The organism is Halopseudomonas aestusnigri (genome assembly GCF_002197985.1).
GTDB lineage: Bacteria > Pseudomonadota > Gammaproteobacteria > Pseudomonadales > Pseudomonadaceae > Halopseudomonas > Halopseudomonas aestusnigri.
Genome location: NZ_NBYK01000009.1, coordinates 123,079 through 139,520 on the forward strand (window position 1 = coordinate 123,079; position 16,442 = coordinate 139,520).

Here is a 16,442-nt window from a genome sequence, read left to right on the forward strand (position 1 = left end):
TCATGTCGAGATTTTTTATCGACCGCCCGATCTTTGCCTGGGTAGTCGCACTGGTCATCATGCTGGTTGGTGGGCTTGCCATCCTCAAGCTGCCGATCAACCAGTATCCGAGCATCGCACCTCCGGCGGTCGGTATTTCCGTGTCCTACCCGGGGGCCTCTGCGCAGACCGTGCAGGATACTGTCGTACAGGTCATCGAACAGCAGCTTAACGGCATCGACGGTTTGCGTTATATCTCGTCGGAGAGTAACTCCGACGGCAGCATGTCGATTACCGTGACCTTCAACCAGGGCATTGATCCGGACATCGCTCAGGTGCAAGTGCAGAACAAGCTGCAGCTGGCCACGCCTCTGTTGCCGCAGGAAGTTCAGCAGCAGGGTATTCGCGTGACCAAGGCGGTGCGCAACTTCCTGATGGTCGTCGCCGTGGTATCTGAAGACGGCAGCATGGACCGTGTCGACTTGGCGGACTATATCGTCTCCAACATTCAGGACCCGATCTCGCGCACCGAGGGCGTCGGCGATTTTCAGGTGTTTGGCGCGCCCTACGCCATGCGCATCTGGCTTGATCCCGCAAAGCTGAACAGCTTCAACCTGATGCCGGGTGATGTCAGCACGGCAATCAAGGCCCAGAACGTGCAGGTGTCGGCGGGTCAATTTGGTGGCCTGCCTGCGGTCCCCGGTCAGCAGTTGAATGCAACTATCCTGAGCAAGACGCGCCTGCAGACTCCGGAGCAGTTCCGCGACATTCTGCTCAAGGTCAACAGTGACGGCTCACAGGTGCGGCTAGGTGATGTTGCCTCCGTCGAACTGGGTGCACAGAATGCCGATATTACGGCGCTCTACAACGGTATGCCGGCATCCGGCCTGGCGATCAAGCTGGCGACCGGCGCCAACGCGCTGGAGACTGCCAAGGCCATTCGCAAGACACTGTCCGATCTGGAGCCCTTTTTCCCCGAGGGGATGAAAGTCGAGTTTCCTTACGACACGTCGCCGGTAGTGTCCGAGTCGATTCTGGGGGTTGTCAAAACCCTGTTCGAAGCGGTAGTGCTCGTGTTCCTGGTGATGTATCTGTTCCTGCAGAACTTCCGGGCGACGCTGATTCCAACCCTGGCTGTGCCGGTGGTGCTGCTCGGGACCTTTGGTCTGCTGGCGGCATTTGGTTTCACCATCAACATCCTGACCATGTTTGCCATGGTGCTGGCGATTGGTCTGCTGGTGGATGATGCCATCGTGGTGGTTGAAAACGTCGAGCGAGTCATGGCCGAAGAGGGGCTGTCGCCGCTGGAGGCAACGCGTCGTTCGATGGGGCAGATTCAGGGCGCGCTGGTGGGCATTGGTCTGGTGCTGTCTGCGGTGTTTCTGCCAATGGCATTCTTCGGTGGCTCTACCGGTGTGATCTACCGCCAGTTCTCGATCACCATTGCATCGGCGATGATTCTGTCGGTGCTGGTCGCGCTGATTTTTACTCCGGCACTGTGCGCCACGATTCTCAAACCGCTGCAGAAGGGGCATACCCAGGCAGAGCGTGGCTTTTTCGGCTGGTTCAATCGGACCTTTGATCGCGGCGTGAAGCGTTACGAGGGTAGCGTAGCCTCAATTCTGCAGCGCAAGACGCCCTATTTGCTGCTCTATGTGGTAATTGTTGCACTGATGGCGTTCCTGTTTACCCGTTTGCCGAGCTCTTTCCTGCCTGGTGAGGATCAGGGGGTGCTGTTTGCCCAGGTTCAGGCTCCTGTTGGCGCGAGTGCCGAACGCACGCAGCAAACCGTCGACGCGATGCGGACGTATTTGCTTGAGCAGGAATCGGACTCGGTCAGCTCCGTGTTCACTGTTACCGGCTTCAATTTTGCCGGCCGCGGACAGAATGCCGGTCTGGCATTCATCGGTCTCAAGCCTTGGGAAGAGCGCAATGATCCTGACCTGAGCGTCTTCGCTGTGCAGCAGCGAGCACAGCAGTATTTTGCTGGGTTCCGTGATGCCATGGTCTTTGCATTCGCGCCTCCGGCAGTGATGGAACTGGGGACTGCGTCAGGCTTCAACGTCTACCTGCAGGATAACGCGGGTGTGGGGCATGATGTGTTGATGCAGGCGCGCAACCAACTGCTCGGCATGGCCTCGCAGAACCCGGTACTTGCCAATGTAAGGCCCAATGGCCAGGACGATCAGCCGCAGTTCCAGTTGATTATCGACGATGAGAAGGCCAGTGCTTTGGGATTGTCGCTGGCCGATATTAACCAGACGCTGTCGATCGCCTGGGGCTCCAGCTACGTGAACGACTTTATCGATCGTGGCCGAGTCAAAAAGGTGTTTCTGCAAGGTCAGGCAGATTCAAGGATGAATCCGCAAGACCTGCAGAAATGGTTTGTGCGCAACAGCAAGGGCGAGATGGTGCCGTTCAGTGCCTTTGCCACCGGCGAGTGGGTCTATGGCTCACCGAAGCTGTCGCGCTACAACGGCGTGCCGGCGATGGAAATACAGGGTGAACCTGGTCCTGGCTACAGTACCGGTGATGCGATGGCTGAAATTGAGCGCCTCGGGCAGCAGTTGCCCAAGGGGATCGGTCTGTCCTGGACCGGCCTGTCGTTCGAGGAGCGGTTGTCCGGTGATCAGGCGCCGGCGCTGTATGCGCTGTCGCTGATTGTCGTGTTCCTCTGTCTGGCCGCGCTCTACGAGAGCTGGTCAATCCCGCTGGCAGTCATGCTGGTCGTTCCGCTTGGTGTTATCGGTGCCTTGTTGGCAACACTTGGCCGCGGCCTTTCGAACGACGTGTTCTTTCAGGTCGGCCTGTTGACGACCATCGGTTTGACGGCCAAGAACGCGATTCTGATTGTCGAATTTGCCAAGGATCTGCATGAGCAGGGCATGAGTATCGGCGAAGCAGCGGTTGAAGCCTGCCGCCTGCGCCTGCGCCCGATCATCATGACCTCGCTGGCCTTTACCTTGGGGGTTGTGCCGCTGGCGCTGGCCTCCGGTGCCGGTGCCGGTAGTTCGCATGCGATCGGTACCGGTGTGATTGGCGGCATGATCACCGCTACTGTGCTGGCGATTTTCTGGGTGCCACTGTTTTATGTCCTGGTGACTCAGTGGTTCACCGAACGCAAGGGCAAGACTGACACAGCGGAGGACGCACAGTGAAACGCGGCGTATTGAGCCTTGCGGTCCTGGCTGCTCTGAGCGGCTGTTCATTGATACCGGAATATGAGCGTCCCGCACCTCCGGTGCCGCTCAACTGGAGTGAAGGTGTCGAGCAGGGGATGGAGCAGACCCCGCTCGTTGGCTGGCGCGGGTTCTTCAAGGACCCGCAGTTGCAGCATCTGATAGGTCTGGCACTGGAGAACAACCGCGACCTGAGGGTTGCGGCCTTGAACGTGCAAGCCAATCGCGCGCTTTACGACATTCAGGGTGCCGAGCGCTATCCGCAGCTTGATGCCAACGGCAGCGGCACGCGTACCCGAATGCCGCAGGATCTGTCCGGAGGCGAGCAGCGCTCAATCAATTCCCAGTACTCGGCAACCCTGGGGTTATCCTGGGAGCTGGACTTGTTCGGACGCATCGGCAGTCTGCGAGAGCAGGCGCTGCAGACCTTCCTGGCCAGTGACGAGGCCCGCCGTGGCGTGCAGATCAGTCTGGTTGCCGAGGTTGCCAGCACCTACCTGACGCTGCAGGCCGATCAGGCGCTGCTGGATGTTACCGCAGAGACTCTGAAAACTTACGAAGACAGCTACGCGTTGACCAAGCGCAGCAACGAGGTTGGCGTGGCGTCGAGTCTGGAACTGGCTCAGGCCAGGACGGCGGTCGAGTCGGCCCGGGCGGTGCTGGCTCGCTATCAGCGTCAGGTCGCGCAGGATCGTAATGCCCTGACCGTGCTGGTTGGGCAGCCGTGGTCAGTAACAGCAGGCAATCCGCTGCTGCTGGACGAGCCGGTGCTTGCTGCGTTGCCGGTGGGGCTGTCCTCCGAGGTGCTATACAACCGTCCTGATGTGCTGCAGGCCGAGTACCAGTTACTGGCGGTCAATGCCAGTATCGGTGCTGCCAAGGCGGCATTCTTCCCCCGTATCAGCCTGACTGGCGCCGCCGGCACAGCCAGTAATGAGCTGTCGGGTCTGTTTGGAAGCGGGTCCGAGTACTGGACATTCTCGCCGAGCATCAGCGTACCGATTTTTCGCGCGGGTGCCCTGAAAGCCAGTCTGGATTATGCCGAGATCAGCCGTAATCAGCAGGTTGCCCGCTATGAAGGCGTCATTCAGAGTGCGTTCCGCGAGGTTGCCGACGGGCTGCAGGCGCGGCAAACCTATGTAGACCAGGTGGCTGCCCGGCGCGCGCTGCTGGAGGCGTCGGAGGAGTATTTCCGCTTGGCGGATCGACGTTACAACATTGGTGTCGACAGCTATCTCACGTTGCTGGACGCCCAGCGTCAGCTGTTTGAAGCCCGGCAGAGCGTGATTGCTGATCGACTGAGTCAACTGCTTAGCGAGATCAGTCTGTATAAGGCGCTGGGCGGTGGTGACTTTGCCGAGACCCGGGCCACGCAGGCTGCCAATACGGAAGGCTAGGCTTGCAGCGTGTCTGAAGCGCCGTTCAGCCTGGGCTGGACGGCGTTTTTTGTGTGCAGAAAGCAAAAAAAAGCCCGCTCAGTGAGCGGGCGAAATCCGTGATTAGCCTGATGAGGAGATAACCGTTTGTCTCGCGACAATCCTGTTATCACAGCCATCTCGCGATGACTTGTTGCTAATGATAAACGTTATCATTTGAGTGTCAAGCCCAAGTGAGAATTATTTCTGCGCTTGTTGCTTGTAGTGTGTCAGTTCCTTGTTCATCAGGTCGATGCGTCGGGCCATGCTTTCAATCAGGCTGTGCGCGATGCGTGGATTGCTCTGCATCAGTGCGAGGAACTGTTCCTTGGGAATCATCATGACGGTGGTCGGCACGCTGGCAATCACGGTGGCGGAGCGCTTTTCGCGGGTGAACAGGGCCATGGCACCGAAAATTTCATCTTTCTGTACGTCACCGACCTTGATGCCCTGAACGAAGGCTTCGGCGTGACCCTCGGTGATGATGAACACGTGATCAGCCTCATCTCCCTGGCGAATCAGCTCTGCTCCCGGGGCAAAGTGCTGGAACCCGGTGACCGGCCTGACTTCGGGTTGCTTGGTGTGTGCCAGTGCATCCGACATCAGTGCGGCCTGACCCAGCACGTACTGGGTGAACTGCTCCTGACGGCGGCTGTCAGTATGAATGTGCCTGAACAGGGCTTCGCGGTCGTAGGGAATCAGAGTCAGCGATTCTTCGCTCAGATAGGTGCAGGGCGCCGCGTTCAGGCCCTGACGCAAGCCGATGAGGTCACCCTCCTGGATATAGAACAACGGCTTCCCATCTATCAGTGCGTGCAGCAGACCGCTTTTGAGCAGATATAGCTGAGCTCCGCTGACGTGATCGTAAAGGTTGTCCACTGCACCCAGTTCAATCGGTTCACCGCAGGGCTCAAGCCCCTCAAGCAGAAGTTCCGGTATGCGTTGAAGCGAGGCAATGAGCTTCTCGGCGTAGGGTGGCTGATCGCCTATCAGATACATGGCTGAATTCCTTTTGTTGTTGCCCTGATACGCCGTCGGAGTCACGGGGTCGGACGGGGGCGCCGACGCTGCAGGATAGCGTTACATTAGCGCAGTCAGGTTGCATTACGTCAACATAAAAGGCTGCCGGTGCACGGGCAAGATCATCGCGGTGCCAGTGTGAGCCAGGTCGCTTAATCCTCGCCGGTGTCGCTGCCTGTTCTGCCCTCAAGCTGCTCGAGCAACTGGTGCTTGTATGCCGGATCAAGTTCATTCCAGTGCACGTTTTGCAGGGCGCCGGCGATTGAGAACATCAGCGCTTTGGAGGCATTGAAGCCGCGCGTGCGAACGGCGCGGTAGGCTTCTACCGGCCCCAGCTGGCGGAGCTGATCAAGGCTGTGGATGCCGGAGGCGTGCAGCCATTGCGCCGAGGTTTTTCCAAGGTTGCGCAGGCCCAGCAGTTCATCGGTATCCATAGGGGCACTCCCGCGTGGATCGTTGCGATTCTGGGGTGCTACGTGAAGACAGCAAAGGCAGAAGGCGAGGTGAGCCCGGCACGGTATCCGGGCACAGAGTAATATGCGGCATGGCGTCGGGTTCGGCTTTTGTTATTAGTGATCCCGAACTGCAGTGTAGATCGACCTTGGCTATCCGTACAGCGAGCGACGGCCAGCGCTTAAAGACGCTGGCGAAGCTGCTCGGCAATGCTGTTCATGGCTGCCTCGCTGCTGGTATCGATCTGCACAGCCAGTTGTGCCTCCTCGTCACTGAGCGGTTGTCGGGTGGTCAGTTGGTGGTGCATGACCTCAATACCGGCGTCGGAGATGTCACCGCCTTGCTGCTGGCGTTGCTCAAGCCAGTGTTCGATTACTTCCTGCGGTGCTTCGCATTGAAGAATCAGGCAGGGCGCGCCCTGATTTTCGATAGCATCGCGGACCAGGTCGCGCTGGTTCTGCTTCAGATGGGTTGCATCAACAATCACGGGGTAGCCGCTGGCGAGTATCTGGGCGGCCAGATTGGCTAGCCGCCGGTATGTTTGTTCGCTGCGTTCCGGACTGTAAAGGCCGGACTCCAGACTGGCATTGTCTTCGTCGCCGAACAGGCGTTTGCGCTCGACGTCGGAACGGATGCGAATGGCGCCGAGCTGCTCAACCAACTTGACGGCCAGGGTGCTTTTGCCGCTGCCGGAGACGCCGAAGGTCAGCAGGCCGAAACGCGGCGCCAGTTCGCTGTAGCTTTCGGCCAGCGCGGTATAGCCGTAGTAGCGCTGCATGGTTGCGGCCCGCTGCTCCTCGGTCATGCCGTCGTGCAGGCCGAACAGGGCAACCTTGGCTCGTACCATGGCCCGGTACGCCTTGTAGTAGTTGAGCACTGCGAGGCCCTGGTAGTCGCCGGTCTGCTCCAGATAGGCGCTGACAAAACGGTTTGACAGGGCGTGCAGACCGCGGTCTTCAAGATCCATGCTCATGAATGCGACATCGGCCATGACGTCGGTCCAGCGGAAGGGCTCGTTGAACTCGATGCAGTCAAACAGAGTCACTTGCCCGTCGATCAGGGTAACGTTATCCAGGTAAACGTCGCCGTGACATTCGCGGACCATACCGCCGGCCTTGCGTTCGGCGATTTGGGGAATCAGCCGCTGGTAGGTAGTATTCGCCCACTGCTCGAGCGCGTCGAGCTGTCCCAGATCCCGTGCACTGCTGAGGAAGGGGCGGATCTGTTCAAAGTTCTGGGCAACCGGGGCATGAACCTGCTCCGGCGCGCCGAACGGGGTATCGAGCTCAGCGTGTTCGATCTGGCCGTGAAAACGCGCCATAACCTGGGCAAGTTCGTCGATATGGGCGCTGGTCAGGCCGCCGTCCCGCTGCAGATTGCTCAGCAGGTCCTGCTGGCGGAACTGCCGGGTCTTGACCATGTACTCGATGGCAGGACCTTCGCCGCTCAGGGTTGGGGCGTCTTCGCTGCCGGTGACGGCAATGACGTCAAGGTACAGGTCGGGCGCGATGCGGCGGTTCAGACGAACCTCTTCACGGCAGAAATGCTCGCGTTGCGCCAGTGTGGAAAAGTCGAGAAAACCGAAGTTCACGGGCTTCTTGACCTTGTATACGTAGTCGCCGGTCAGCAGTACCCAGGAAATGTGGGTCTCGATCAGAGTAAAACCGCTCACCGGGTGGTCATACAGGTCAGGGTTCTGCAGCGCAGTTAACAGGGTCTGGCTCACGACGTTTCCTTGTTTGGTCGGCAATGCGAACATTATGCGGGTTGGCTGGTCCGAGGCCAACCATAGTCAATTACCGGCGGCAGCGGCTGCGGGTTCAACGGATGCGGAGCAAGACAGACAACGATGGCTAAAAAACGCAGGTCTCGAGGCAAGGTCAAGTCCACTGGCGGGCGCCGGTTATGGGGTTGGTTGCTCAAGTTGGGACTGGTCGGCATGGTGCTGCTGGGGGCGCTCGCGGTCTATCTGGACGCGGTTGTGCAGGAGAAGTTTTCGGGCAAGCGCTGGGCCGTGCCGGCCAAGGTATTCGCGCGGCCGCTGGAGTTATACGCAGGGCGAGCCCTCACTCGTGATGACTTCCTCACCGAACTGCGTGCGCTGGGTTATCGCCAGACCAATGCGGCCAACGGACCGGGGCAGATGGCGGTGGGCAGCAATCGTATCGATGTCTACACCCGCGGTTTTCAGTTTTTCGAGGGCGCCGAACCTGCGCAGAAGGTCAGCGTTCACTTCAGCGGTTCAACCATCAGCAGCATTGGTGGCAATCGTGACCTGGTGATGGCGCGGCTTGAGCCCATGATGATCGGCGGTATCTACCCGGCACACAACGAGGATCGCATCCTGATTCGGCTGGATCAGGCGCCACCTTATCTGGTTGATTCGCTGGTTGCTGTGGAAGACCGCGATTTTTTCAATCACTTCGGCGTATCGCCCAAGGGGATTGCCCGTGCGATGTTCGTCAACCTGACCTCTGGCAGCTTGCAGCAGGGCGGCAGCACGCTGACCCAGCAACTGGTGAAGAACTTCTTCCTGTCAGCCGACCGCAACATCGTGCGCAAAGGGCTTGAAGCCATGATGGCGGTGCTGCTGGAGCTGCACTACAGCAAGGAAGACATTCTCGAGGCGTACCTCAACGAAGTGTTCCTGGGCCAGGATGGCAATCGTGCCGTGCACGGTTTTGGCCTGGCCAGTCAGTACTACTTCGCCCAGCCGTTGCAGGAGCTGCAGCTGCACCAGGTCGCGCTGCTGGTGGGTATGGTCAAGGGGGCGTCCTACTACAATCCGCGGCGCAACCCGGAGCGGGCGATGACCCGGCGCAATCTGGTTCTGGATCTGATGGCTGAGCAGGGCATGATCAGTCAGCAGCAGGCCAGTGATGCCAAAGGTAAGCCGCTGGATGTGACGGTTGGCGGCAGTATGGCCAACACCAGTCATCCGGCGTTTATGGATCTGGTCAAACGTCAGTTGCGTGCCGACTATCGCGATGAAGATTTGACCAGCGAGGGGCTGCGTATTTTCACCAGCTTTGATCCGTTGCTGCAGAAGAAGGCTGAAGATGCCGTGCAATCGACGCTCAAGCGCTTTGGCCAGACACCGGACAGGCCGCCGCTGGAAGCAGCAATGGTGGTGACTGGCGCGCAGACCGGCGAGGTGCTGGCGCTGGTAGGCGGCAGCAATCCGCGTTTCTCCGGTTTCAATCGGGCGCTTGATGCTTCGCGACCAATCGGCTCGTTGATCAAGCCCGCAATCTATCTGACCGCCCTGGAAAAGCCGGAGCGCTATTCGCTGATTACTCCGATTGACGATGAGCCGATTACCCTTGAGGCCGAGCCCGGCAAGACCTGGTCTCCGCAGAACTATGATCGGCAGAGCCACGGGCAGGTGCCGCTCTATTTGGCCCTGGCCAAGTCCTACAATCAGGCCGCGGTGCGTGTTGGCGTGGATGTCGGCGTGGACAATGTGCTCAATACTGTCCGGCGGCTTGGTGTTGACCACGACTGGCCGGCCTATCCGGCGATGCTGCTGGGGTCCGGCGCAATGACCCCCATGCAGGTAGCCGATATGTTTCAGACCATCGCCAATGGCGGATTCAATACGCCGCTGCGCGCGATTCGCAACGTGTTGACTGCCGAGGGCGAGCCGCTCAAGCGTTATCCGTTCGAGGTGCGCCAGCGCTTTGATTCGGCGACGATCTACCTGACTCAGCAAGCCATGAGTCATGTCATGAGTGAAGGCACCGGTCGCTCGGCCTACAGCCATGTGCCGACGAGCGTGCGGCTGGCGGGCAAAACCGGCACAACCAATGACCTGCGAGACAGCTGGTTTGCCGGCTTCTCTGACGATCTGGTCGCCGTGTCGTGGATCGGTCGTGATGACAACAGTCAGACGCGACTGACCGGTGCGACCGGCGCGCTTCAGGTTTGGAACGCGTTTATGGGGCAGGCGCATCCGCAGAGCCTGTCGGCAGTGCCGCCGGGTGGGGTGGTCTCGGCCTGGGTTGATCCGACGACCGGGCTGGGTAGCGATCCGTCCTGCGAGGGCAGCGTCGAGTTTCCGTTCCGCTCCGGCTACGAGCCATTGCCTGGTCCTGGCTGTCGTCCGGTGATCGATACCGAGGTCCTTCGAGACGGTGCCAATCGTGTGCTGGATACCATTCGCGACTGGCTGCGTTGAGCTGCTCTCAGTATGCTGTTGCGAATCCCGGTTCAGATGATTCAGCAGAGGAACAGACGTGAAGATGATTAAACAGGCTGCACTGACTGCAGCCGCCCTGGCGGTGCTGTCAGGTTGTACCGTTTCCGGCGGGGCGATCCCGGTAGTGGATTCGGGGCGCCCGGTATCCAATGAGGATATGCGCACCGGTGCGGGCAGGGTCGTCGGCAGTTCTCCGCAAACTTCTGCGCCGCAGGATAGCGGTGTGGTCGTGATGGTTCCGGATGGTGCCGGCGGCTCCAGTGCCGTGCAGTCCTATCCGCTGGACAGTCAGCCGGTGTTTTCGAGCGATGTCGGCGGCGCCGCTGCAGGCACAGCCGGCAGCAGCACTGGCAGCAGTGCCGGCGGCAGCTCCGTGCTGCAACCCGATGAGCAGCTTTCCGGCCCGGTGCTGGCGTTGCTGACGACTGCGCGGCAACAGGAAGGAAGCGGTGATCTCAATGGTGCCAATGCCAGTCTGGAGCGAGCCATGCGCATCGCCCCGCGCGAACCTCAGGTGCTGTATCGGTTGGCGCAGGTGCGGTTGCGTCAAGGGGATGCAGCCCAGGCAGAACAACTGGCACAGCGTGGCCTGACCTACGCATCTGGCCGTCCAGCCCTGCAGGCCGGGCTTTGGGAGCTGGTTGCGCAGGCGCGTGATGCGCAAGGCAATGGCGCCGGTGCCGAACAGGCGCGTCAGCGGGCTCGCGTTTCGCTTTGAGTGCGGCTACCGGACAGGCCTTGTTCAATGCGCTTGGCGAACTTGAGCAAGTCCTTCGCGAGCTGGGGCTCTGGTCGCAGACGGCTCCGGAAGACTGGCGCCTGGAGAGTCAGGCACCATTCTGTGTTGATACTCTTGCCTTAGAGCATTGGCTGCAGTGGGTGTTCATACCGCAGATAACGATGCTCATTGAGCAGGGGCGGCCACTGCCCGGTGAGTGTCGGCTGCATCCGATGGGTGAGCAGGTTTTTGCTCACCTCGGTCGTCGACGCGAACGTCTGCTGGCAGCTCTGATCAGTATCGATCACCTTGCTGCCCGCTGGGCTGAGGCTGTCCGTCAGTCCTGACAGTACTTCTGCAAGTCTGAGCGAGTTTCGGCGATCATGGCCTGTCGCTCATCTTCACCTATGCGCTCAACCGTGCCGTCCGGCAAGGTGCGACTCAGTCGCGGGTTGTTCTCCATCGTGGTAAGGCGATTGCGCTGTGATGCACAGTACGCTTCAAGCTCCGCTTTGGCAGCGGCCTCATCGACTGCCGGGGACGCATCGTTTGTCGCTGGCTCCGGGCTGTCACTGGTCACTGGTGGGTTCTGCTGCGCCGGCGCACCCAGCTCCGGCACGGGTGCAACGTTCATGCGCTGATATTGATTGTCTGGCGGAGGTTGCTGGCTGAACTGTGTCACGCCATTTTCATCGACCCATTTGTACAGCTGGGTCGCCATTGCGCCGCTGCAGCCCAGGGCCAGTAGGAAGGTGATCATCAACTTGCGCATGGTTCTAGCATCCTTGTATTGCCGCGAAATAAGCGTTGCCCGCTACCGAGTGCGGATCCTCTTGACAAGGTATATCCCTTGGTAGGGGTTTTCTGCAACTTGGCTTGACTTGTACGTCTTGAGTGTAAACAATTCGTGGTTCTCATGAGTCAGCTGTTTTCGGAGCACACCCCGCGTTCGTGACGGCTGATTTTGTTGCTCATTCCGGGAGGCGAAACCCGTCGCCACCTGGCCTGGCACCCGCACGCGCTACCTCGCGCTGGGTGAGGCGATTCCGAAACAGCAGGAATGCGCCTCCAAGCACGTAGTCAAAGCTGATGCAGTACAACCACCGTTGTTCTGCGCTGCCGAGCAGTAAACAGGTATCCTGCTGCCCGCCATGTTGGTGGTCGGCATGCTAGAGGTGATTCAAAAGTGGAGCTTTTATCCGGCGCTGAGATGGTCGTCCGCTCATTGCGTGACGAGGGTGTTAAATACATCTACGGGTACCCGGGCGGTGCCCTTCTGCATATCTACGATGCCATTTTTCGGCAGGATGACGTAGAGCATATTCTGGTTCGCCACGAACAGGCCGCAGCCCATATGGCTGATGGTTACGCGCGCGCCACCGGCAAGCCCGGTGTGGTGTTGGTGACCTCCGGTCCGGGCGCGACCAATACCATTACCGGTATTGCGACTGCCTACATGGATTCCATTCCGATGGTCGTCATCTCCGGTCAGGTTGCGAGCAACATGGTGGGCTCCGATGCCTTCCAGGAAACCGACATGGTCGGCGTCTCCCGCCCGATCGTGAAGCACAGCTTCATGGTCAAGGATCCGCGCGAGATTCCCGAGGTCATCAAGAAGGCCTTCTATCTGGCTCAGAGCGGTCGTCCTGGTCCAGTTGTCATCGACATTCCCAAAGACATGACCAATCCAGCCGACAAGTTCGAGTACAGTTACCCGAAGAAGGTCAAGCTGCGCTCATATAATCCGGCTACCCGGGGTCATTCCGGCCAGATTCGCAAAGCCGTCGAGATGATGCTGGCGGCCAAGCGTCCGGTCATCTACTCCGGTGGTGGGGTCATTCTGGGTGGAGCATCAACTCCTCTGACCGAGCTGGCCAAGGCGCTGAATGTGCCGGTTACCAACACGCTGATGGGCTTGGGCGCATTCCCTGGCACCGATCGGCAGTTTGTCGGCATGCTAGGTATGCATGGCAGCTACACCGCCAACCTGACAATGCATCACGCTGACGTAATCCTCGCGGTCGGCGCACGATTTGATGATCGCGTCATCAACGGTGAGGACTCTTCCAAGTTCTGCCCGAACGCCAAGATTATTCATATCGATATCGATCCAGCGTCTATCTCCAAGATGGTCAAGGCCGATATTCCGATCGTCGGTCCGGTCGAGAGCGTGCTGACCGAGATGGTTGCAATCCTCAAGGAGATCGGCGAGACACCCGATCCGGATGCGCAGGCCACCTGGTGGAAGCAGATCGACGAGTGGCGCGGCGATGGCGCGCTGTTTCCCTATGACAAGGGTGACGGCAGCATCATCAAGCCCCAGGCCGTGATCGAAGCATTGTGGGAAGTTACCGGGGGGGATGCCTTCATTACCTCCGACGTTGGTCAGCACCAGATGTTCGCTGCACAGTACTACCGCTTCGACAAGCCCAATCGCTGGATCAACTCCGGTGGCCTGGGCACCATGGGCTTCGGCTTTCCTGCAGCCATGGGCGTGCAGCTGAATTTCCCGGAGGCCACCGTCGCCTGTGTTACCGGCGAAGGCAGTATCCAGATGAACATTCAGGAGCTCTCGACCTGCCTGCAGTACGACATGCCGGTCAAGATCGTCAATCTGAACAACGGTGCGCTCGGCATGGTCCGCCAATGGCAGGACATGCAGTACAACAGTCGCTATTCGCACTCCTACATGGATTCGCTGCCGGACTTCGTCAAGCTGGCCGAGGCCTATGGTCACGTCGGTATTCGCATCACCGATCCGAAGGAGCTCAAGAGCAAGATGGCTGAAGCGTTTGCCATGAAGGATCGACTGGTCTTCCTGGACATTGCGGTTGATACCAGTGAGCACGTCTACCCGATGCAGATTCGTGGTGGCGCGATGCGTGATATGTGGCTGAGCAAAACGGAGCGCACCTGACATGAGACACATCATTTCCGTTCTTCTGGAAAACGAACCAGGCGCGCTCTCTCGGGTGGTTGGTCTGTTTTCGCAGCGCAACTACAACATCGAGACGCTGACGGTTGCGCCAACTGAAGATCCGACCTTGTCGCGCCTGACGCTGACAACCGTCGGTCAGGATGAGGTGATCGAGCAGATCACCAAGAACCTCAACAAGCTGATCGAAGTGGTGAAGCTGGTCAACTTGTCCGAAGGTGCCCACATTGAACGCGAGTTGATGCTGGTCAAGATCAAGGCAACCGGCGCTCAGCGTGCCGAGGTCAAGCGGACGACTGATATCTTCCGCGGTCAGATCGTGGATGTGTCACCGAGCGTCTATACCGTGCAGCTGACTGGTACCAGCGACAAGCTGAACAGCTTTGTCGAGGCCATCGGTCCGACGTCGGTACTGGAAGTTGTGCGCACCGGGGTATCGGGTATCGCCCGCGGTGAAAAGGTTTTGAGTATCTAAACTAATGGGTTGCGGGCCAGATGGCCCGCTCAGTAAGCAGGGGAATTTCATGCAAGTTTATTACGATAAAGATTGTGATCTGAGCATCATCCAGGGCAAGAAAGTTGCCATCATCGGCTACGGTTCGCAGGGCCACGCGCACGCTTGCAACCTGAAAGACTCCGGCGTCGATGTAACTGTTGGCCTGCGTCCTGGTTCCAGCTCCATCGCCAAGGCTGAGGCCCATGGCCTGAAGGTCAGCGATGTGCCGGCCGCTGTAGCAGCAGCTGACGTGGTCATGATCCTGACCCCGGACGAATTCCAGTCTCAGCTGTACAAGGCCGAGATTGAGCCCAACCTGAAGCAGGGCGCTACCCTGGCCTTCGCTCACGGCTTTGCTATCCACTACAACCAGATCGTTCCGCGTGCTGACCTTGACGTCATCATGATCGCACCGAAAGCGCCGGGCCATACTGTGCGCTCGGAGTTCGTCAAAGGCGGCGGTATTCCTGACCTGATCGCGATCTTCCAGGACGCGTCCGGCAATGCCAAGAACGTTGCGCTGTCCTACGCCAGCGGTGTGGGCGGCGGTCGTACCGGCATCATCGAAACTACGTTCAAGGATGAGACCGAAACCGACCTGTTCGGTGAGCAGGCTGTTCTGTGTGGCGGTGCTGTCGAGCTGGTCAAGGCCGGTTTCGAAACGCTCGTTGAGGCAGGCTACGCGCCGGAAATGGCCTACTTCGAATGTCTGCACGAGCTTAAGCTGATTGTCGACCTGATGTACGAAGGCGGTATCGCCAACATGAACTACTCCATCTCCAACAACGCGGAGTATGGTGAGTATGTAACCGGTCCGGAGGTCATCAACGATGAGTCCCGTGCAGCCATGCGCAACGCCCTGAAGCGTATTCAGGACGGTGAGTACGCCAAGATGTTTATCGCTGAAGGTGCTCACAACTATCCGTCGATGACTGCTGCCCGTCGTAACAACGCGGCGCACCCGATCGAGCAGGTGGGTGAGAAGCTCCGCGCAATGATGCCGTGGATTGCTTCGAACAAGATCGTCGACAAGTCCAAGAACTAAGTCGAGCGATAATGAAAAACGCGGCTTTCAAGCCGCGTTTTTTTATGTCCGAACGCGGAGCTGAACTGGTTATTTGTTTGTCAAATTGCCACACTGTTCAGCCCGGCAATGTTGCAAGGTAACTCCATGACAGAACATCAAAACAAAGACCATGACACCGAGGTAGAAGGTGCACACGCGCTGCTGCCGATTGATGAGCACGTCGAAGAGGTGTCAGGGCCAGACGGTCGTAAGGTCCGTCACAAAGGAATTTATCTGCTGCCCAATCTGTTTACCACGGCGGCGCTGTTTTCCGGCTTTTACGCCATTGTCAGTGCAATGGACGGCAACTTCACCCATGCGGCGGTCGCCATTTTCATTGCCATGGTGCTTGATGGCCTGGACGGCCGCGTTGCGCGTCTGACCAACACCCAGAGTGCCTTTGGTGCCGAGTACGACTCGTTATCGGATATGGTCGCTTTCGGCATCGCTCCAGCTGTTGTTGTGTTCAGTTGGGCGTTGACTGATTTGGGCAAGGTGGGGTGGGTGTTTGCGTTCATCTACGTAGCGGGTGCTGCACTGCGTCTGGCTCGCTTCAATACGCATATTGGTGATGACGATAAGCGTTACTTCACCGGGTTGCCGAGCCCATCTGGGGCGGGGCTCGTCGCCGGCATGGTCTGGTCGCTGAGCGACTTCGGTGTTGACGGCAACGATATTGCTCTGTTGGTTGGCATACTTACTGCGCTGGGCGGCTTGCTGATGGTCAGTAACTTCCGCTACTACAGCTTCAAGGATCTGGACTTCAAGGGGCGGGTTCCGTTCTTTGTTATTCTGGTGGTGGTGCTGGGGTTCGCGGTCATTTCGTCTGACCCATCGCGGATACTGTGGGCAATCTTTGTTGGGTACACCATCTCCGGGCCAGTCATGTCCCTTTGGCGCTTGCGTCAACGCACCAAGTCCGCCTCTGCTGAGTAATTTCGGGCTGCCTTGTAATAAAACAGTAATTAGGGCTTGACGGAAAA

At 58.9% G+C, this 16,442-nt stretch carries 13 protein-coding genes; 9 read left to right on the plus strand and 4 right to left on the minus strand.

Annotated features, from left to right (window positions below; translation table 11 throughout):
* The first annotated feature begins 2 nt into the window (after nt 1–2).
* Together B7O88_RS13085 and B7O88_RS13090 are read left to right on the plus strand one after the other, a co-directional pair.
* The gene (locus B7O88_RS13085) at nt 3–3,137 is read left to right on the plus strand and encodes an efflux RND transporter permease subunit (protein WP_088276434.1); all 3,135 of its coding nucleotides are present in this window, start codon (nt 3–5) and stop codon (nt 3,135–3,137) included.
* Nucleotides 3,134–4,555: an efflux transporter outer membrane subunit gene (locus B7O88_RS13090; protein ID WP_088276435.1), complete on the plus strand. Its 1,422-nt coding sequence runs from the start codon at nt 3,134–3,136 to the stop codon at nt 4,553–4,555. Before B7O88_RS13085 ends, B7O88_RS13090 begins: the two co-directional genes overlap by 4 nt.
* 219 nt (nt 4,556–4,774) lie before the next feature.
* Here the strand turns inward: B7O88_RS13090 and B7O88_RS13095 are convergent, their stop codons facing one another.
* The 3 genes from B7O88_RS13095 to B7O88_RS13105 form a co-directional block, all read right to left on the minus strand.
* Nucleotides 4,775–5,572, minus strand: a complete 798-nt coding sequence (locus tag B7O88_RS13095) for a cyclic nucleotide-binding domain-containing protein (protein ID WP_088276437.1) — start codon at nt 5,570–5,572, stop codon at nt 4,775–4,777.
* Between the two features lie 173 nt (nt 5,573–5,745).
* Complete coding sequence (locus B7O88_RS13100; protein ID WP_088276438.1) at nt 5,746–6,027, minus strand: TfoX/Sxy family protein; 282 nt, start codon at nt 6,025–6,027, stop codon at nt 5,746–5,748.
* A gap of 200 nt (nt 6,028–6,227) precedes the next feature.
* Complete coding sequence (locus B7O88_RS13105) at nt 6,228–7,772, minus strand: bifunctional aminoglycoside phosphotransferase/ATP-binding protein (RefSeq protein WP_088276439.1); 1,545 nt, start codon at nt 7,770–7,772, stop codon at nt 6,228–6,230.
* A gap of 123 nt (nt 7,773–7,895) precedes the next feature.
* Here B7O88_RS13105 and mrcB point away from each other — a divergent pair, with 123 nt between their 5' ends.
* The 3 genes from mrcB (at nt 7,896) to B7O88_RS13120 (ending at nt 11,309) form a co-directional block, all read left to right on the plus strand.
* Nucleotides 7,896–10,223, plus strand: a complete 2,328-nt coding sequence (gene mrcB / locus B7O88_RS13110) for a penicillin-binding protein 1B (RefSeq protein WP_088276440.1) — start codon at nt 7,896–7,898, stop codon at nt 10,221–10,223.
* Nucleotides 10,224–10,287: 64 nt separating this feature from the next.
* Complete coding sequence (locus tag B7O88_RS13115) at nt 10,288–10,962, plus strand: tetratricopeptide repeat protein (RefSeq protein WP_088276455.1); 675 nt, start codon at nt 10,288–10,290, stop codon at nt 10,960–10,962.
* A gap of 20 nt (nt 10,963–10,982) precedes the next feature.
* On the plus strand, nt 10,983–11,309 hold the full coding sequence (locus B7O88_RS13120; RefSeq protein ID WP_160003185.1) for a YqcC family protein: 327 nt from the start codon (nt 10,983–10,985) through the stop codon (nt 11,307–11,309).
* Here B7O88_RS13120 and B7O88_RS13125 read toward each other — a convergent pair.
* A complete protein-coding gene (locus B7O88_RS13125) occupies nt 11,300–11,734 on the minus strand; it encodes a DUF4124 domain-containing protein (protein ID WP_088276443.1) in 435 nt (144 codons plus the stop codon). The genes B7O88_RS13120 and B7O88_RS13125 overlap by 10 nt on opposite strands.
* Nucleotides 11,735–12,148: 414 nt before the next feature.
* Here B7O88_RS13125 and B7O88_RS13130 point away from each other — a divergent pair, with 414 nt between their 5' ends.
* The 4 genes from B7O88_RS13130 (at nt 12,149) to pssA (ending at nt 16,395) form a co-directional block, all read left to right on the plus strand.
* The gene (locus B7O88_RS13130; protein WP_088276444.1) at nt 12,149–13,879 is read left to right on the plus strand and encodes an acetolactate synthase 3 large subunit; all 1,731 of its coding nucleotides are present in this window, start codon (nt 12,149–12,151) and stop codon (nt 13,877–13,879) included.
* Nucleotide 13,880: 1 nt separating this feature from the next.
* Nucleotides 13,881–14,372 carry an acetolactate synthase small subunit gene (ilvN, locus tag B7O88_RS13135; RefSeq protein WP_088276445.1) on the plus strand — a complete coding sequence of 164 codons (492 nt, stop codon included), beginning with the start codon at nt 13,881–13,883 and terminating at the stop codon, nt 14,370–14,372.
* A gap of 49 nt (nt 14,373–14,421) precedes the next feature.
* A complete protein-coding gene (gene ilvC / locus B7O88_RS13140; RefSeq protein WP_088276446.1) occupies nt 14,422–15,438 on the plus strand; it encodes a ketol-acid reductoisomerase in 1,017 nt (338 codons plus the stop codon).
* Between the two features lie 126 nt (nt 15,439–15,564).
* A complete protein-coding gene (gene pssA / locus B7O88_RS13145) occupies nt 15,565–16,395 on the plus strand; it encodes a CDP-diacylglycerol--serine O-phosphatidyltransferase (RefSeq protein WP_235005791.1) in 831 nt (276 codons plus the stop codon).
* Nucleotides 16,396–16,442 lie beyond the last annotated feature (47 nt).